General features: G+C 64.3%; 9 protein-coding genes. 2 read left to right on the top strand and 7 right to left on the bottom strand.

The window, feature by feature from the left end; all coding sequences use genetic code 11:
* The 7 genes from NKI39_RS07660 to NKI39_RS07630 all read right to left on the bottom strand — a co-directional run.
* Positions 1-517, bottom strand: a 517-nt coding sequence (locus NKI39_RS07660) for an ABC transporter permease family protein (protein WP_502898550.1), incomplete at its 3' end; no start/stop codon positions are given.
* The gene (cysT, locus tag NKI39_RS07655; RefSeq protein WP_352473514.1) at positions 510-1,361 is read right to left on the bottom strand and encodes a sulfate ABC transporter permease subunit CysT; all 852 of its coding nucleotides are present in this window, start codon (positions 1,359-1,361) and stop codon (positions 510-512) included. The genes cysT and NKI39_RS07660, both read right to left, overlap by 8 nt.
* An 18-nt stretch (positions 1,362-1,379) precedes the next feature.
* A complete protein-coding gene (locus NKI39_RS07650) occupies positions 1,380-2,408 on the bottom strand; it encodes a sulfate ABC transporter substrate-binding protein (protein WP_352473515.1) in 1,029 nt (342 codons plus the stop codon).
* A gap of 218 nt (positions 2,409-2,626) precedes the next feature.
* Complete coding sequence (locus NKI39_RS07645) at positions 2,627-3,313, bottom strand: M15 family metallopeptidase (RefSeq protein ID WP_352831270.1); 687 nt, start codon at positions 3,311-3,313, stop codon at positions 2,627-2,629.
* Between the two features lie 54 nt (positions 3,314-3,367).
* Positions 3,368-5,458 carry a penicillin-binding protein 1C gene (pbpC, locus tag NKI39_RS07640; RefSeq protein WP_352831268.1) on the bottom strand — a complete coding sequence of 697 codons (2,091 nt, stop codon included), beginning with the start codon at positions 5,456-5,458 and terminating at the stop codon, positions 3,368-3,370.
* Positions 5,459-5,469: 11 nt separating this feature from the next.
* Positions 5,470-5,649 (bottom strand): hypothetical protein, encoded by a 180-nt coding sequence (locus tag NKI39_RS07635; protein WP_352769180.1) that lies wholly within the window; start codon positions 5,647-5,649, stop codon positions 5,470-5,472.
* Positions 5,650-5,659: 10 nt separating this feature from the next.
* The gene (locus NKI39_RS07630) at positions 5,660-11,140 is read right to left on the bottom strand and encodes an alpha-2-macroglobulin family protein (protein ID WP_352831266.1); all 5,481 of its coding nucleotides are present in this window, start codon (positions 11,138-11,140) and stop codon (positions 5,660-5,662) included.
* Between the two features lie 273 nt (positions 11,141-11,413).
* Here NKI39_RS07630 and NKI39_RS07625 point away from each other — a divergent pair, with 273 nt between their 5' ends.
* Entirely contained in the window at positions 11,414-13,339 is a 1,926-nt protein-coding gene (locus NKI39_RS07625; protein ID WP_352831264.1) for an autotransporter assembly complex protein TamA, read from the top strand.
* Positions 13,339-19,389, top strand: a complete 6,051-nt coding sequence (locus NKI39_RS07620; protein ID WP_352831262.1) for a translocation/assembly module TamB domain-containing protein — start codon at positions 13,339-13,341, stop codon at positions 19,387-19,389. Before NKI39_RS07625 ends, NKI39_RS07620 begins: the two co-directional genes overlap by 1 nt.
* Positions 19,390-19,618: the final 229 nt, after the last annotated feature.

Below are 19,618 nucleotides of genomic sequence, written 5' to 3'. Positions count from 1 at the left end.
ATTCGCGGGCGACGAAGGGGAAGGTGACGAAGACGGTGGCCAGCACGATGCCCGGCACGGCAAACAGGATGACGATGCCATGCGCTTTCAGCCAGGCGCCGAGCAGGCCTTGCGCGCCGAACAAGAGCACGTAGACAAGCCCCGAAATGACCGGCGAGACGGAAAAGGGCAGGTCGATGAGTGTGGTCAGGAACGCCTTGCCCTTGAACTCGAACTTGGCGATCGCCCAGGCGGCGGAAATGCCGAAGACGATGTTGAGCGGCACCGAGATCGCCGCGACCAGAAGCGTCAGGCGGATCGCTGAGCGCGTATCCGGTTCGCCTAGCGCCTGTGTGTAGGCCTCGATGCCCTTGGCGAAAGCTTCCTTGAAGACGATGATCAGCGGCAAGAGCAGGAAGATGGCGAGGAACGCAAACGTTACCGCCATCAGCACGGCTTGCGCAGGGCGGCTTTCGGTTACCGCCGCCGAGCGGCTTTCGTGGTGCGGCGCGTAGGATTTGATCTCCGGGTCAGCCATAGCGCTTGCGGCTCCAGGTCTGCACCAGGTTGATGACCAGCAGCATCACGAAGGACAGCGCCAGCATGATCGCCGCGATCGCGGTCGCCGCGGCATAATTATATTCCTCGAGCCGGATGACGATCAGAAGCGGTGCGATCTCGGATTTGTAGGGCAGGTTGCCGGCGATGAAGATAACCGAGCCGTACTCGCCGACGCCGCGCGCGAAGGCCAGCGCGAAACCGGTGACGATGGCCGGTGCCAGTCCGGGAAGCAGAACACGGCTGATGATCTGGAAGCGATTGGCGCCGAGCGTGGCGGCCACTTCCTCTACCTCTTTGTCGATTTCCTCCATGATCGGCTGCACAGTGCGCACGACGAAGGGCAGCCCGATGAAGATCAGCGCGATGACGATGCCGAGCGGCGTATACGCGACCTTGATGCCGAGCGGCGTCAGCAGGCTTCCGATCCAGCCATTCGGTGCGTAAAGCGTGGTCAAAGCGATGCCGGCAACCGCCGTCGGCAGCGCGAAGGGCAGGTCGACCATGGCATCGGCGATGCGGCGGCCTGGAAAGCTGTAGCGCACCAGCACCCACGCGACGATCGTGCCGAAGACGACGTTGACCGCAGCGGCAATGAAGGCGGTGCCGAAGCTGATTTCAAGCGCGTTGATGGTGCGGCGGTCGGTGACGATCGCCCAGAAGTCGGTCCAGCCGAGCGCCGCCGAGCGCCAGACCAGCCCGGACAGGGGAATGAGGATGATGAGGGTGAGGTAGGCAAGCGAGAAGCCGAGCGTCAATCCGAAACCCGGAATGACGCTCGGCTGCCTGAATCGCCACCCCGCCTTGGCGGGTGCTGTGGTCATGTCGTCCTGATCTAAATGCTACTGGGCCGGCTTGTAGATCTGGTCGAATATACCACCATCGCCGAAATGATAAGGCTGTGCTTTCTTCCAGCCGCCAAAAAGCGGGTCGTCGATGGTGACCAGCTTGATCTCGGGCAGCTTGGCCAAGTCCTCCGCCGGCACCAGTTCGGGCTTCGAAGGGCGATAATGGTTTTTGGCGATGAGCGTCTGGCCTTCCTTGGAATAGAGGTAGCTCAGATAGGCTTCGGCAACTTTGCGCGTGCCTTTGGCGTCGACATTGGCGTCGACCACGGCTACCGGCGGCTCGGCCAGGATCGAGGTCGGCGGGTAGACGATATCGAAATTGTCGGCGCCGAACTCGTCGAGCGCCAGATAGGCCTCGTTTTCCCAGGCGAGCAGCACGTCGCCCAGCCCCTTTTGCGCGAAGGTCACGGTGGCGCCGCGCGCACCGGTGTCGAGAACCGGGACATGCGCATAGAGATTGCCGACGAATTCCTTGGTCTTGGCCTCGTCGCCGCCATCCTTGGCGCTGGCATAGGCCCAGGCGGCAAGATAGTTCCAGCGCGCGCCGCCGGAGGTCTTCGGATTGGGCGTGATCACCTGGACATCGTCCTTGACCAGATCGCCCCAATCATGAATGCCCTTGGGGTTTCCCTTGCGGACGAGGAAGATGATCGTCGAGGTGTAGGGCGCCGAATTGTTTTCGAATTTCGTTCGCCAGTCGGGATTGATCTTCTTCGTTTTCGAGACAATGGCGTTGATGTCGCCTTCGAGCGCCAGCGTCACCACGTCGGCGTCGAGCCCGTCGATCACGGCGCGCGCCTGGGCGCCGGATCCGCCATGCGACTGCTGGACGGTGACGGTCTCGCCTGTCTCGGCCTTCCAGTGGGCGACAAAGGCCTCATCGAATTGCTTGTAGAGCTCACGCGTCGGGTCATAGGACACGTTGAGAATGGTGGTGTCGGCAAACGCGAAACCGAGCGTGCCGAACTGGACAGATGTGGCGACCAGTGCGCCGAGCAGTTTCCTGAAATGAGGTTTGGTCATTTCCGCCTCCGTTGAACTCGCGCCAATCTACCGAATTGATAGAATTTAGATGCATTCAATGTTGCCTTTTTTGGCCTATTGAAGCAATTTTTCGCCTAGTTTCGGCGATGCGAGAAACTATTTTCCCCGTATGGACCATGATTGCGCTCCCGACGCGATTATCTAGAGACGGCTAGCTCTTCGGCAATGGCTGTGTCGCGCCCGAAGGTTGCGGCCGGCTATTCGGCGGTAACGGGAAAGTTGAAGCGCTCTTTTGGAAACGGCTCGTTCTCCAGCGTGAAGTGCCACCATTCGCGGGCGTAATTCTTGAAGCCGCGGGCACGCATCGCCTCGACAAGTCTTTTGCGGTTAGCCGCCGCTTCACTGGCTATCGGTCGGTGAGCCGTTTCGCTCGCTGGATCGAAACAGTCGAAACCCGTGCCGAAATCGAGCGTGTCGGCATCGGTCGCGCCGCAGGCCGGTTTCGGAGCGCTCTTGCGGTCGGCTCGCGCGATCGCGACATCGACCGTCGATCCGCGCGAATGGGTGGACAGTTCGCCGATATAGCCCTTGGCGATGAGATCCTTGCGCTTGACCTTTGGGTACCATTGCGGGTCCGGTGGTCCACTCTCTTTTGTCCAGTCACGCATGTCGGAGACAGCCCGCGCAGGGCGATAGCAGTCGAACACGACCAGCGTCAGTCCTTCGGCGGCAATCGCTTTCTGCACTTCCGAAAGCGCTTGCGCCGCTTGCCTGGTGAGGACGCATACCGGCGCATCGTAGCCGCTTACCTTGCGATGCAGGAAATTTTCGAGGCCGGCATAGCGGATATCCTGCCGGATTTTGGGATCGATGTCGGCTAGCCGAACAAAGCTGGCGGGGAGGGTGTCAGCAAAGGCCGAGGAAATACCGGCGGCCGAAAGCAAGACGTAAAACCCAATCCCCTGAATCACCTGCCGGAAATTATTCAAGGGAAACTTTCACTCGACGAAAACCTTCACACTGGCCGCGCGTCCCGCCGCGTCGATCACGGTCAGGGTCGAATAACCGGCGCCGTCCGGCTGCCAGGTCGCGGTGCGCCGCCGGTCGATGCCGACCAGCGGCTTGCCGTTGGCCAGCCAGCGGAATGGTGCGCGGCCGCCTTGCAGCTTGAGCACCAGCGGCGAGGCGTCGGCCGAGGAAGTGCCGAGATCGACGCGAGCGCCGTCGGGCGGAAAGATGATGGTTGGCGCAGGTTCGGTCTGCGTCGCCTGCACCAGCCCATCGGTGCCGGCGCCGAAGCGCGTCAGCGTCACCGGCAGTTCCTCGCGTTTCGGACGCCGGACGCCGGACGGCTGGCTCGGCAGTGGTACGGCGGCCAGGCCGGAACGGACAAAACCTTCGAACAGGATGGGCGCAGCCGAGACATAGCCGGACAGGCCGGGCACCGCACCGGCGTCGGGGCGGCCGACCCAGACGCCGAGCACGTAGCGGCCGTCGAAGCCGACCGACCAGGCGTCGCGATAGCCGTAGGAGGTGCCGGTCTTGTAGGCGATGCCGCGTTGGGCGGCACCCTGGGGAGGCTTGACGCCTGACAGGATGTCGGTGATCTGCCAGGTCGCCTGCCCGTCGAGGATGGTGGTGGTCGAGCGTTCGGCATTCGCCGGCTCGGTGCCGTCATGCAGCGTGTGTGCCTTGCCGCCACTGGCAAGGCCGGCATAGAGTTGGACCAGGTCGCGCAGGGTCACCCCGACGCCGCCGAGGCCGATCGCCAGGCCGGGCGCTTCGTTGACGGGCAGGATAGGGGTCACATCGGCCTGGCGAAAGCGTGCCATCAGGCGGGCCGGGCCGACCGCGTCGAGCACGCGGATCGCCGGCACGTTGAGCGACAATTGCAGCGCCTGCCTGATGCTGACATCGCCCTGATAGCCCATGTCGAAGTTCTTCGGCCGATACCCGGAGAAATCGGCTGGGCTGTCCTCGATCAGCATCTCCTGCGCCACCAGGCCTTGTTCGAAGGCGAGGCCGTAGATGAACGGCTTCAGCGTCGAGCCAGGCGAGCGAACGACCTTGGTCATGTCGATCCAGCCGGAACGGCTGGCATCGAAGAAATCGGCAGAGCCGACCTCACCAAGAATATCGCCGGTACGGGCATCGGCCAGTACCATGGCCACCGAGAGGCGAGGGCCGAGCCTGGCGGCCGCATCCTTGGCCACCTGCTCCAGCCCTTCCTGGACACTCTTGCGGATCGTCAGTTGCAGCTTCTGGCCGGGAATGGCCTTGGACAGCATCGTATAGGCCGCATGGGCAGCGAGCGCCGGCAAGGTCCGCCGCAGCCCCGACACATCGTCGAGCGCAGCACGCGCGGCCTCACGTTCGCCGAGCAGGCCTGCCGAGACCATGCGGGTCAGCACGCGGTCGCGGGCAGCATGGGCGACGTCGAGGTTGCGGTCAGGGCGCCGCTTTTCCGGCAATTGCGGCAAAGCGACGAGCAGGGCCGCCTCCGAGACCGTCAGCCGTTTCGGCTCCTTGCCGAAATAGGCAAGCGAAGCGGCGCGCACACCTTCGAGATTGCCGCCATAGGGCGCCAGCGTCAGATAGCGTTCGAGGATCTCGCGCTTGGAAAGCCGCCGTTCGATCTGGAGGGCGCGCAGCACCTGCTTGATCTTCGAGCCGAGGCTGCGGCTGTCGCGCGGTTCGATCAGCCGGGCGAGTTGCATCGGCAGCGTCGAACCACCGGAGACGATATGGCCGCTGGTCGCGAACTGGCCGGCGGCACGCGCAAGTGCCAGCACGTCGACGCCTTGATGATCCCAGAAACGCTTGTCCTCATAGGTGACCAGCATGTCGACGAACTGCTTGTCGACCTGGTCCAGGCTGGTAGCGAGCCGCCAGTAGCCATCCGGCGTAGCGAAGGCGCGCAGCAGCTGGCCGTCTCGGTCCTGCACCTCGGTCGAGACCGTCAAAGCAGCCGGCAGCGGCGGCGGAAATGCGCGGTCGAGCTGCCAGAGGGCGACGGCGGTGATTGCCGCGAGACCGGCCAAGGAAATGCCCGTGATGGCCGCTCGGCGCAGGAATTTTCTGGAGAGCATGGCGCCGCCCCTCATCCGCCTGCCGGCACCTTCTCCCCGTTTAGTGACGGGGAGAAGCGGGCTGTCGCGACCCTTGGCGCCTTTTCTGCGACGTTAAAGTTCGGCGAAAACTTCGGCGCATGGCTCTTTCTCCCCGTCTCTATACGGGGAGAAATGCCCGGCAGGGCAATGAGGGGCAGCGCCACCGCCATATTCCTATCCTTACGGCGCCTTGACCTCCATCATGCCGGTGGCGGTGCGGGCCGAATATTGCGGCCGGTACATGTCCTCGATCGTTGCCGCCGGGTGGGCATAGGTGCCCGGCGTCACCGCGCGCACGACGTAGGCGAGCGTGATGTTGCGGTCGCCGTCGCCGTCGTTGGGATTGAAAGCCGCGACGAAACGGTCGTCGCGGAATTCGAGATGAGCGGCATCGGTCTGCGCCAGCCAGGAGAAGTTCGTCAATTGGGCGCTGGAGACCAGGCCCGGATTGTCGATCTCGAAGCCGGCCGGCAACAGGTCGGTGATCAGCAGTCGCGAAGGCCAGGTGTTCTGCTCGTAAACCTTGAGCACGACGACATAGCGTTCGTTCTGCTTGACCTCCGTCACGTTGGCCTCTGTGCCGTCTAGCTTGTAGTAGGTACGGCTGATGGTAAAGCCGTTGCCGCCGGCCGGCAGAGGCTGGATCGGCGAGGCCACGGTGGTGACGACCGCCTGCAGCGGATTTCTGCCGGTGTTGACGATGGTCAGCGGACTGTCGGCCAGGTCGCCACCAGCGATCTGGTCCGAATAGCCGCCGGCATGCGGTGCGCCGTTGACGGTCAGCGCGATCGAATCATTGCCGGCCTTCAGCGCGCGGGCCGCCAGCAGCATCCAGGACTCGTCCTGTGTGCTGGTCCACCTGGCGTCGGCGCGTTCCCTGGTCACTAGTTGGATCAGCGCCGGCACGATGGTCGGCACCGGCTTGCTTTCCGCGGCAAGCGCCAGGATCGCCGCGCCGTCGCGCAGCGGCGAGCCATAGTCGGACCGGTAATAGTCATATTCGGGCGTCGACTTGGCCAGTTGCAGCGCGGCCTGGAAGGTTGCCTCCGAGCGCTGGGTGTCACCGTAGAGCGCGAGAGACGCCGCCAACTGGGCGACGGCCATCGGGCTGGTAAAGGCTTCGAGCTGGGTGTCGGCATAATAACGCAGATCGCCGACCGAGGCCTTCTTGTTGCGGGCAAGCACATAGAGCGCATAGGCGATCTCGCTGCCGCGATCCTGGACGTCCTGATCGTAGCCGATCGCGTTCTGCAGATTGCTCAGCGCCTGGTTCATCGCCAAGGCCGGCACGTCGTATTTCTGCTCGCGCGCCCGGGTCAGGAAATCGGTGACATAGGCGTCGAGCCACAGATCGCCGGAACCCGGACCCCACAGGCCGAAGCTGCCGGCCGATGCCTGGTAGCTCAGCACCTTGTAGATAGCGTCCTGGACGCGGCCATGCAGATCGGGGTCGCTGGCCATGCCGATGCCGGAAGCCATCTCGTTGACGTAGAGAAGCGGCATGGCGCGGCTGGTGGTCTGTTCGGCGCAACCATAGGGATAGCGGTCGAGCGTCATCAGCAGCGACGGTACATCGAAGGCAGCCGCCTGCGAAACGCCGACGCTGACCGAAGCGCCATCGAGCAGGCTTGCCGCCAGCAGTTCCTTGTCGACGCGCAGCGCGCCGCCATTGCCCTTGAGGTCGACGACCATGCGGGTGGTCACCGGCAGTTGCGCTGGGCGCACCGGCACATAGAGCGTCTGCTCGACAGCGGTGCCGTCGGCATGCGCAAGCTTGATGGTGATCGAGGCGTTGCCCGCGGTCCGCGCAATCAACGGCACGGTCAGCGTCTGCCGCTTGCCTTTGGCCAGCGTCAGCTTTTCAGGCAAGGCGGCACTGCCGGTAGACAGGTCGCCCGTCGTGTCGATGGTCAGCTTGTAGTCGCCAGCAGGGCCGTCGGTGTCGGCGACATCGAGCCGCATGACGGCGGAATCGCCGGGCGCCAGGAATCGCGGCAGGCCGGCGGTGATCACCACCGGATCGCGAACGATGACGTCGGACTGGGCATGGCCGACTGCTTCCTTTGTCCAGGCGACGGCCATGACGCGCACGGTGCCGTTGAACTGCGGTATGTCGAAGTCGATCCGCGCCTTGCCGTCGGAGTCGAGCTGGACCGGGCCGGAGAAGAAGGCGACCAGCTTTTCGGTCGGCGGACTGCCTTGCGATTGCATGTTGGCGCCGTCGCCGCCGGTGCGCAGCTTACCGGTTGTGCCCAGCGAGCCGTCGATCAGCCGGCCATAGATGTCGCGAACCTCGAGACCGAGCATGCGCTGGCCAAAGAACCAGTTCTCCGGATCCGGTACCTTGTAGTTGGTCAGGTTGAGGATGCCGACGTCGACGGCCGCGACCATGACATAGGCGTTGGTGCCGGGCTGCACGCCGGCTACGGCCACCGGGATCGACAGCTGCTGGCGCGGCATGGTCTTGTCCGGCGGCGCCAAGCTGACGGCAAGCTTCCGCGAGCCGGGATCGAGCTTCAGCCATTTGACGCCGATGGCGCGCGCCGGCATACGCGTCTCTTGCGCATCGCCCGGCCTGAACAGCGTTGCCGTGACGTAGGCGCCGGCACCCCAGTCGTCGCCGACCGGGATGTCGACGGTGCTGCCGCCGGCCGGCACGCTGGCGGTGACGGTCTTCAGGAGCTTGTCGGCGCCGATGGTGACGAGCAGCTCGCCGGCAAAGTGCGGCGACACTTTGAGCTTGGCCACTTCACCCGCCGCATAGGTATCCTTGTCGAGGGCGATCTCTAGGCCGTCGGGCGTTTCGGTGGTGGTGGAACTGACATACCAGCCGGCGTCGAACTCGTAGCTGGTGGCCGGGCCTTCCGGATCCGCTGTCTCGATCTCGAGCCGGTAGCGGCCCCAGTCGACCGGCAGCGACACCGTCGCCTCGCCATCGGCGCTCAGGTCGACCTGGCCGTTGGCCACCGTCTTGGTGAAGGTGACCGGCTCATAGTTCCAGGAGTTGCTCGAGCGGTACCACTGGTAGCTGCGCTCGACCTTGACCAGCGACCACTGCGCGCCCTTCAGCGCCTCACGCTTGCCGTCTGGGTCGACAGCGATCAGGCTGAACTTGGCCGTGCCGCCTTGCGGCACCTCGTCGTCGTCGAAATCCGGGCGGATGCCGATCATGTGGCCCTGCGGGCGGATGCCGATATTCAGCGAGCGCTCGACGGCACGGCCGCCGGTTTCACGCATCCTGACAGTGACCTTTGCATCGACCAGCTTGGTGGTGGATGGCAATTGATCGACGGAGACCGGGAAGGTCGCCTTGCCGTGCTCGCCGACCACCGGCAGGCCGGTGAAGGGCGTCACAGTCGGTTCAGCCGACTGTTCGTCGGCCAGACCGAAGGAATAGCCTTTGAAGCGGTCCCAATCGCTGGCGGTCGACAGCGTCAATTCGCCTTCGAGCGCGAGGCCCGCGGCCGGCGCGCCGTAGAGAAAGCGGCCGTCGACGGTAATGTTGGCGGTCTCGTCCTGGGCGATCTCCTGCTTGTCGGAGGACAGGTCGAACTCGATGCGGTCCGGTACGAAGTCCTCGACCAGGAACATCTGGCTGGCGACCGCCGCCTGCTTGGGATCGGTATGGATCGCCACCGTCCAGGTGCCGCGCATGGCGTTGGGTTCCAGCGGCAGGTCGACTGCGTGACCGCCGGCCGATGCGCCATCGCTGACGATGCGGCGGTCCTCGACGCCGTCGGGCCGCGAAAAGATGAAGGTCAGCGGCAGGTTCTCGACCGCCTTGGCGGCACTGTCGCGGGCAAGGGCCACGACATGGACATCTTCGCCGGCGCGGTAGATGCCGCGCTCGGTCCAGGCATAGACGTCGAGCGCGCCAGGTGCCGGCCGTCCGGCGACGCCACGGTCGGACAGGTCGAAGCCGGCGCGGCCCATATCGAGGAAGACGAAATCGTCGTCGCCCTGTTTGGCCATCAGCACGGCCGGCGCCATGCCGCTGTCGCCGCGCGTCAGGCCGGGATTGAACACCGCCCGCCCTTCCGCGTCGGTGGTCGCGGTGCCGAGGATTTCATTGTTCCTGGCCAGCAGCGTCAGCTCGGCGCCGGCGATCGGCTTGGCGGTTGCGAGCGAACGGGCAAAGACGTTCAGCCCATCCTGTCCGGTATAGGTCGACAGGCCGATATCGGAGACGACGAACCATTGCGTGGCGTGCGAATCATAGTCGTCGCTGCGATCGTCGACGGCTTGTGCGGTCAGCACATAGACGCCGGGCTTGCGCTTCGGCAAAGCCTCGTCGATTGGGAAGGAGGTGGTGACTTCCTTGTTGAGGTCGTTGGCGATGTCGAGCTGGCCTTGCCAGACCGGCTCGCCCATCTGTTCGGAGATGTTCGAAATGTCGTAGCCGTCAAGCTGGCGCAGGAACTGATATCCCGACAGAAGCTGGGCCAGCGAGCGGTCGCCGATGCGGAAGAGCTTCATTTCGGCGGCATTCATGTTGACGGTGACGACCGGTATGCCGCGGCGTGCGCCTGCGGGCAGCACGAAGCTGTCGCCGGTGAAGCGGGCCGAAGGCGCGCGGTCCTGCACGTAGATCGACAGAACCACCGGTGCCGCGGTGACTTCGCCAATGGCGGCCGGCAAGCCGGCGCGGAAGGTCACGTCGTAATGTTGCCCGTGCTCGAGTCCTTCGACGCAGATCTGCTTGTCCTTGGCTTCGACGCCCTTGGGAGCGGCGTTGTCGACAGTAACGAACTGCGAGTAGTCGACGCCGGTCTTGACCAGTTCCTCGGAGAACTGCGCGCAGATGCGTGGCGCGCTGGTGTCGGCATCGACGGTATGATCGATGACGCGGAAGCCCTTGCGAGCCTTGAGATCCTGATAGGCGGCCCTGACTGCCGGCGAATTGACGAGAGCGAGGCTCGCCTCGTAGGCCTGCAGAGCCGGCCTGTAGAGATCGCGGCGATCAAGGCCGTCCCCGAGCAGCGCCAGCACGTCGGCGCGCGTCTTGGTGGTGCGCAGCAATTTGTAGGCGTTGAAGGCGGCGGAAGTGGCGTTCGCCGGCAGGGTCGACGGCTCCGAGCTGTTGGCGGTCGGATGGACGGCAAGCGTTTCGCGCGCCAGCTCGAGCCAGAGCTGGCCATCATCCGGCAGCACCGAAACCGCCGCTTCGTATTTGTGCATGGCCGAGCGATGGTCGCCCGTCAGCGCCGACCGTTCGGCGGCGGCCCTCAGCGCCGTCAGCCCCTCGGTCGGCTTGGTGTAGGTCGGGCCAGTGAGGTTGTTGCGGTATTGCTGGGCCTGGTCGGCCATCCAGTTGGGGAAGAAGGCGAGTTCGGGTGGCGCGCCGATGTCGGGATCGCCATCGATGTTGACGACCTTGCCGGCGACGGCGCCACCGAAGGGTTTCAACGAATTGTAATCGGATTTAAGGAAGCACCATTTGGCCTTGAGGTTGTAGGTGAAGGCGCGGCAGGCCGGGTCGCCGAGGCAGGTGGTCTTGCACTGGTCGAGGCTGACATTCTGGTCGGATCTGAGATCGAAACCGAAATAGTCGGAATTGTCCGATGTCACCACCCGCCGGGCTTCGGCCGCTTGCGCGACACCGCTCCAGGCAAAAAAGAGAAGGAAAAGAATCGATAGACCACGAGCCGCGCGCATTGCCATAAACCCCTCCAGACAAGTGCTTACGTCCAGAAATCTTCAAGCTTCAGTCGCGCTTGTCAACATCGGGACGCGGCAGGATCCGCCTGCCAACGGTTTGCTTTCCGGCCGGTGACCGGTAGTAGCTCCATAGGACAGGGGATCACGCTTTCTTGCGGCGACGCAGAAGGTGTGAGTTCCAAGCCCTGTCTATTTCAGCAATTGGATTGTGGCCCCTTTACGAGTGCTTCAGAACTTCATTCCAATTTTAGGTTTGCGAGCTAGGCTAGGAGCGTAATGCCGGCGTATGAAAGGCAGATGTCGGGAGGAACCGCGCCACGGCGCGCGCTTTCGCGCGCCCTGCTTTTCGCATTGTTGTGCTCTACGGCACTTGTTGCCGAAACCGGAAGTGCGGCGGCCTTCGAGATTTTCGGCATCAAGCTGTGGGGATCCAAAGACGAAGATGCCGATATCGTCGACCCGCTGCGCTATGCGGTGACGATCGAGGCGCCGGACGCCGACAAGGATCTCGCCGAGAAGCTCGAAAACGCCTCGGCGCTGAAGGCCGACGAGGAACACCCGGTATCCGGTTCTCTCGGCCTGCTGGCCAAGGCGCGCAGCGACCGTGAGCAACTTGTTGCCGCACTCTACAGTGACGCCCGCTACGAGGGTGTCGTCACCATCACTATTCAGGGCAAGCCGCTCGACGATCTGCCGCCCGATGCCGAGTTTTCGGGTCCGCAGCCGATACCGGTGGTGATAAGCATAGCAGCCGGGCCGAAATTCACGCTTGGCAACATCAGACTGGAAGGCGATGCGGCGGGGCTGGCAAGTGCCGATTTCGGTCTGATCGCCGGCGGTGACGCCAGTTCGGGCGCCGTGCTCAAGGCCGAGGCGGCGATCGTGCGGGCACTCAAGCAAGAAGGCAGGCCGCTGGCCAAGGTGACGGGCCGCGAGATCGTCGCCGAGCACGCCGGTTCGACGCTCGACGTGACGCTTGCCGTCGCGGCCGGCCCGGTCGCCGGCTATGGCGACACCACTGTCGAGGGCACGGAAAAGGTCGACCGCGACTTCACCGAATATATGACCGGCCTTAAGCGCGGTCGCCAATATTCGCCCGATGAGATCGACGATGCGCGTGACCGGCTGCTCGGGCTCGAGGTCTTCAACAGCGTGACGGTGAAGGAAGCCGACGCACTCGACGCCGAGGGCAACATCCCGATCGGTGTCCAGGTAAGCGAACGCAAGCCGCGCTATTTCGGCATTGGCGGCAGCTTCTCAAACACCGAAGGGCTGGGCCTCGAAGGCTATTGGGGGCATCGCAATCTGTTTGGCCGCGCCGAAAAGCTGCGCATCGACGGCAAGATCAGCGGCATCGGCAGCAACGACTTGACCCAGCTCAATTACAATGCCGGCGTCATGTTCGAAAAGCCGGGCGTGGTCGGGCCGGCGTCGAAATTCATTGCCAGCGTCAATACCGTGCTGGAACACCCCGACGCCTACGACCATTTCTCGGTCAAGGGCAGCACCGGCCTATCCTACGAATTGGACAAGAAGCAGACGGTTTCCGCGCAAGTCGCGCTGGATTATTCGAGGATCCACGACGCTTTCGGCAAGCACACCTATCTGATCGCCAGCATTCCACTGCAATATGTCTACGACAATCGCGACAGCAAGCTCAATCCGACCCGGGGCTTCAGGGTGCTGGCCTATGGTGAGCCGAGCTACGACATTTTGAGCGGGGCTGCGTTTGTCAAGCTGAAGGGCGAGGGGTCGGCCTACCAGTCACTCGATTCGGCCTCGAAATTCGTTTTCGCCGAACGTGTCGCCATCGGCTCCATCATCGGCGCCAGTCTTCAAGATGTTCCGGCAGATCGACGCTTCTACTCAGGCGGCGGCGGTTCGGTGCGCGGCTATGCCTATCAAGGCATCGGCCCGAAGGACAGCAATGGAGAACCGATCGGCGGGCTTTCCTTCTTCGAGACCTCGGTCGAGATGCGCATCGCCGTCACCGACAAGATCGGCGTCGTGCCGTTCGTCGATGCCGGCACGGTGTCGACCAGGCAGGTCCCCGATTTTTCGGACATGAAGGTCGGCGCGGGTGTAGGCTTGCGCTATCTGACGGCGTTCGGGCCGCTGCGCGTCGACGCGGCGGTGCCTCTCAACCGCGGTCCTGACGATCCTCATTTCGGCATTTATGCCGGCATCGGCCAGGCATTCTGATGGCAATATTCAGGCGCATCCTCCGTATTCTTTTCTACACGCTGCTCATCGTCGTGGCAGCGGCGGTGGGGGCGGTCGTCGTGCTGACCAAAACCGAGCGCGGCCGCGAAAACCTTGCCGGCATCATCTCGACCATGGCCTCGACCGGCGACCGCAAGGTGACTGTCGTCGGCATCGACGGCATCTGGTCGGGCGCGCTGAGGGTCGATCATGTCGTTCTGGAGGATCGCGAAGGCGCCTGGATGGTGGCGCGCAACGTGGCCGTCGATTGGTCGCCGCTGGCACTCCTGTCGAAGAGCTTCAGCGCCGATCGCATTGGGGCCGAGCGTATCGAGTTGGCAAGGCTGCCGGTGGCCAATACACAGCCGAGCCAAAGCGGAGCGACGACGCTGCCGGTTTCCATCGACGTCAGGCAACTCGACCTTCCCGAAATCGCGCTCGGGCAGGCTCTGGCCGGCAGCGGTGTGGCCGAACTTGCAGCCAAGGGAGCGCTCAAGGCGGACGCCTCTCCATTGGCGATCGAGACCAACCTCAACATCGTTCGCCACGACGGCAAGCAAGGCACGGTCGACGCCAAAGCCCATTTCGCGCCGGCCGACAACAAGCTCGACCTCGACCTTAAGGCATCCGAGCCGGCCGGCGGCATCATCGCCAACCTGCTCAACCTGCCGGGCGCGCCGCCGGTCAACATTGTCGTTTCCGGCACCGGACCGCTCGCCAACTGGAATGGCATCGGGACCTTCGTTGTCGACGGCCGGATCGTCACCCAGCTTACCGGTCGCCATCAGCTCACCGACAAGGGTCATTATGTCGAGGCCAACGGCGATGGCGAATTCGAGCGCTTCCTGCCCGAAACCCTGAAACCGCTGTTTGCCGGCAAGACCACCTTCGACCTCGCCGGCACGGCGACCGCGGCCGGCGGCGTCGATGTCGAGCGCGCCAATATCGACAGCGGCGCCTTGCACGCGACCGCTGCCGGCATTGTCGATCCGAACGGCGCCAGCGACCTTTCGGTGAAGCTCGCCGCAAAGGGGCCGCCGATCGTGCTCAGCCTCGGCAGCGAGGCGCAACCGATAACCGTGGCAATCAAGGATGCCACGGCCCGCGCTTTCGGCGATGGCAAGGCGCCGATGATGGATATCGGCGCGTCGCTGGTCTCGGTGGTGGCGGGCGGCACGCGGGTGGACGACCTGATCGGGCAAGTGCATTCCGATGGTTTCGACATCCAGAACCGTAGCGGGCCGGTCACCATCAAGCTGACGGCGGCCGGCCTGAACACCGACGTCGCGACTTTGGCGCCGCTGATAACGGGCAGGGTCAGCGCCGGTCTCGCCGGCTCCGTCAGCAAGGAACAGATTGTCGTCGACGAAGGGACGCTACGCAGCGACGCGCTCAATGCGTCCGTAACAGCCACAGTGGCGCTTGCCGATCTGTCGATGACGCTCAAGATGAATGCCGACGCGGCTTCGACGGCGCTGCCGCCGCAAATCAGCTCGGTTCTCGGTGAGCGCGTGCAGTTTTCCGCAACCGCGACACGCGACCCGGACGGTGCGTTCGCCGCCAACGCATTGCAACTCACCTCCGGTACGCTTAGCGCCAGCGGCACCGCCAGTGTGCAAGGCACCGATATCCGAGCCGATATCAAGGGTACGCTGGGCGACGTGTCGGTGCTGTCGCCGCTGGTCGGCGCCAACGTCGGCGGCGCCGTCGGTTTCGGGCTTACCGCAAGCGGCGCGCGCAGCGCACCGGATTTCTCGGTTTCGGCCAACAGCGACAGCCTGACGGCGTCCGGCCATACGGTGAAGCAGATCAGGCTGAGCGCGAGCGGCAAGGCCGATATCGCCAGTCCCGCCGCCGATGTCTCGCTGACCGGCTCGGTCGACGACCAGCCGCTCGACCTCAAGGCATCGCTGGTCACAACCGACGGCAAGCGCTCCATCAATGGACTTGCCGTCTCGTTAGCCGACAACAAGGTCTCCGGCGACCTCGGGCTCGACGACAACCTGCTGCCGCTCGGCACGTTGACCCTCGATGCCGCCGATATTGCTCCGCTGGCCGCACTCACAGGCCAGTCGGTAGCCGGCGACGTGCGCGGCACCATCCGCTTTGCGAACGACAACGGAGCGCCGACGGTCGCGATCGATGCGACGAGCACCGTGATTTCGCGCGGCGAACTGGCGGCGAAGACAATCGCCGTCAACGCGCTGGTCGCCAATTATCTCAAAGCACCGGCAATCGCCGGCAAGATCAAGGCCGACACGATCACCTCCGGACCCACGGTGATCAGCGGCATCGATGTCGACCTGAAGCGCGATGGCGACTGGACCGGCTTTAGCGGCGGCGCCACGGTCGCCGGCATTCCGGCCAGCGCGTCCGGGCGGGTCAGGGTTGCGAACGGCACCACCAGCATCGAGCTTGCCTCGGGCGAGGCGACCATCCGCGGCATCAAGGCAGCTGTCGCGCAGCCATCAGCGCTGACAATCGCCAATGGCAGGGTGAGCATAGAGAAATTGGCGCTCGGTGTCGGCGGTGGTTCGGTTGCCGTGTCGGGTACGGCCGGCCAGACGCTTGATCTCGCTGCCACCTTGTCGGCGGTGCCGGCAGCGCTTGCCAATGATTTTTCACCGGGTCTCGATGCCGTGGGCGTGCTCAGCGGCACCGCGCAGGTCACCGGATCGTCGGCTGCCCCAGATATTCGCTTCACCGCCCGGCTCAACGGCGCCGAAACCAGCCAGACCCGGCAGGCTGGGCTCGGGCCGCTGGATCTCGACGCAGCAGGCCGTTTCTCGTCGGCCAGCGGCCTGGCCATCGAGCAGGCGACGCTTGCCGGCGAGAAGATCTCCGGCAAGGCAGCCGGCACCATCAATCCGAACGGTGCCAGCGATTTTTCGCTCCACCTGGCCTCTACCGGTCCGAGCCTGCCGTTGTCGCTTGGCAGCAAGGAGAGCCCGATCAAGCTCGAGCTACAGGCGATATCGCTAACGGCGGCCGGGCAGGGCGCCCAGCCGAAGCTCGACATTTCCGCGACGCTGCCATCGGCCGCCACCAATCTAGCTATGATCGAGGGCATCACGCTTGCGCTGCACTCCGATCGCTTTGACGTGAAAGCCCGGAGCGGGCCGATCTCCGGCACCGTGACTGCCGAAAAAATCGGCATCGACAATCCGACTATCGCGCCGCTGATCGCCGGCAAGGTCACCGCCAAACTCGCCGGCAGCCTTGCCGCCGATGCCATCGTCATCGATAGCGGCACGGTGACCAGCGACGCATTGAACAGCGGCTTCAACGGGCGGGTCTCGCTGGCCGACGGCGCCATCGACCTCAATGTCAAGGCGGACGCCGCCTCGGCGGCGCTGCCGGCGGCGGTGCGTGGCGTGCTCGCCGAGCGAACGCAATTCAGTGCCGCGCTGAAGCGGGATGCCAACGGCAATGTCACCGCCAACGCGATCAGGCTGTCATCAGGCGCGCTGACCGCAGACGGGCAGGCGAGCCTTGCCGATAACAAGCTGAGCGCCGACGTCAAAGGCGCACTAGGCGACGTCTCGCTGCTATCCAAGGATGCCGGAGGCGCTATTTCTTTCGCGCTGAATGCGCAAGGCGCCAGTACCGCACCGGATCTATCGCTGACTGTCAACAGCGACAAGCTTTCGGTGGCCGCGCGTGAGATCACGGGATTGAAGCTCACCGCCACCGGCAAGGCTGATGCGGCCAACCCCGCCGCGAATGTGCAACTCACCGGAAACGTCGGCGGCCAACCGCTGCAGGGTAGTGCCGTGCTGGCGACATCGGACGGCAAACGCGCCATCAACGGGCTTTTGCTGTCGCTCGGCAAGAACCGTATTTCCGGCGACCTGGCGCTTGACGATGCCTTCCTGCCGGCCGGCACCGTGGCGCTCGACCTGCCCGATATCGGTCCGCTTGCGGCCCTGGCACTGGAAAAGGCCGATGGCGATGTGCGCGGCACGATCGCCTTCTCCAAGGCGGGTACCGTGCCGCAAGTCGCCGTCAAGGCGACGACGGCCTCGATCTCGCGCGGCGATGTCTCGGCCAAGGCCGTGAGCATCGATGCGCTGATCGCCAACTATCTGGCGGCACCGGTGATCTCGGGCAAAATCCGTGCCGACAGCGTAACTTCCGGCGGAACGGCTATTCGGGGCGTCAACGTCGATCTCAAGCGCGACGGCGAATGGACCGGCTTTTCCGGTGGCGCCACCGTCAAGGATATTCCGCTGAGGGCGGCCGGCCGGGTCAAGGCGGTCAAGGGCACGACGACGGTCGAACTTGCCTCCGGCGAGGCGACCATCCGCGGCATCAAGGCGGCCATCGCCCAGGCCTCGACCATCAACATCGCCAATGGAGTGACCAGCCTCGACAGGCTGGTGCTCAACCTCGGCGGCGGCACGGCGACGATCACGGGCAAGGCTGGGCAGGCGTTCGACCTCAACGCGACGCTGGCCCGCGTCCCGATCTCGATAGCCAACAGTTTTTCGCCGGGCCTCGATGCCGCCGGTTCCATCTCGGGCACGGTGAAGGTGACGGGCGCGCCGGCCAATCCGGCCGTTGCCTTCAAGATCGACGCCGCAGGCGTTCAGACGTCGCAGACCCGTGGTGCAGGTTTCGGCGGCATGGGCGTTTCATCCTCAGGTACGTATTCGGGCAACAGACTGACCTTCGACGCCAACATGAGCGATGCCGCCGGCCTCGGCCTCAAGGGCGGCGGCACGATGACGACATCAGGCGCGCCCACCCTTGATCTCAACTTTTCCGGCAAGGTGCCGTTCGCCTTCCTCACCAGGACACTCGCCGCGCAAGGCCTGTCCCTCAGCGGCACGGCCGACGTCGATGTGCAGGTGCGCGGCCCGGCGACGTCGCCGGTGATCTCAGGCACGGTCCGCACGTCGGGCGCCCGTCTGGTCGATGCGCGATCGGGGCTTGCGATCAACGACATCACTGCCGATGTCGCTATCGGCAATGGCGTGGCCAGGATCAACCGCCTGACCGGCACGCTGTCGACACGCGGCAGCCTTTCGGCCAGCGGCACCGTCGGCATCGATCCGGCAAAAGGTTTTCCGGCCGACCTGTCGGTCAAGCTCGTCGATGGCCGCTATACCGACGGCAAGGTGGTCACCGCCAATCTTGGCGGCGACCTGACCGTCAAGGGACCGCTCACCTCCGCGCCGGTGATTTCCGGTACGGTCAACCTGGCCAAGACCGTCATCACCGTACCCGAAAAGCTGCCCGGCTCGCTGGCCGAGCTCAACGTCAAGCACAAGAATGCGCCGGCCGCCGTGCGTGCGCAGGACAAGGCGTTGCGCCCGGCCGCTGCAAGCAGTGGCGGCGGCGGCAACGGCCTCAATCTCGACGTCACGGTCAATGCGCCGAGCCAGATCTTCATCCAGGGCAGGGGTGTCGACGCCGAGCTCGGCGGTTCGCTGCGGCTGACCGGCCCGGCATCGTCACCCCAGGCGGTCGGCACCTTCACCTTGCGGCGCGGACGGTTGACGATCCTTGCCAAGCGGCTGACCTTCACGGAAGGCACCGTCGGCTTTTCCGGCTCTCTGGTGCCCTACCTCAATCTCACGGCGCAATCGAAGACGACCAGCGCCACCGTGACTATCGTGGTGTCAGGCGAGGCGAACAACCCGAAATTCACCTTCTCCTCGGTACCCGCGCTGCCGGAGGATGAGGTGCTGGCGCAGCTGATCTTCGGCCGTTCGATGTCGAACCTGTCGCCGCTGCAGATCGCGCAGCTTGCCGAGGCTGCCGGACAACTGGCCGGCGTCGGCGGCTCGACCTCACTGCTGCAGAACCTGCGCAGCGCAATCGGCGTCGACGATCTCGACGTAATCACCGATGAACAGGGTGGCACCGCCGTCTCGGCGGGCAAGTATCTCAACGACCGTACCTATGTGACGATCCAGAAGGGCGACAGGCCGGGCTCGGGCAAGGCAACCGTCGATCTCGACGTTGGGCGCGGCGTCAAGCTGCGTGGCGAGGCAACCGACGCCGGCGAAGCAAAAGGCGGTGTTTTCTACGAACGGGAATATTGAAACCGGCCGTTCGCGCAGAACAACTGGTTGCCTGAGAACGAGTGGCGCAGCGGCGAATGTCCCAGTTTAATTGCCTGTGGGGATTTCGGACGAAATCCCTGGCGCAGTAGCAAATTTGCGCCAAGACTGTCGTTATCGCGCGAACCGCCCTGCTTTCAAAGTTGCACATTCCTTGGCATGTTCCCAATCCCTGCCGTCTTTGACATCATGGCGAGGATGCGGAATGTTA

This window comes from Mesorhizobium sp. M0664, from assembly GCF_040320565.1.
Lineage (GTDB): Bacteria > Pseudomonadota > Alphaproteobacteria > Rhizobiales > Rhizobiaceae > Mesorhizobium.
The sequence above is the reverse complement of the archived record's forward strand: the minus strand, read 5'-3'. Positions and strand labels throughout refer to the sequence as shown.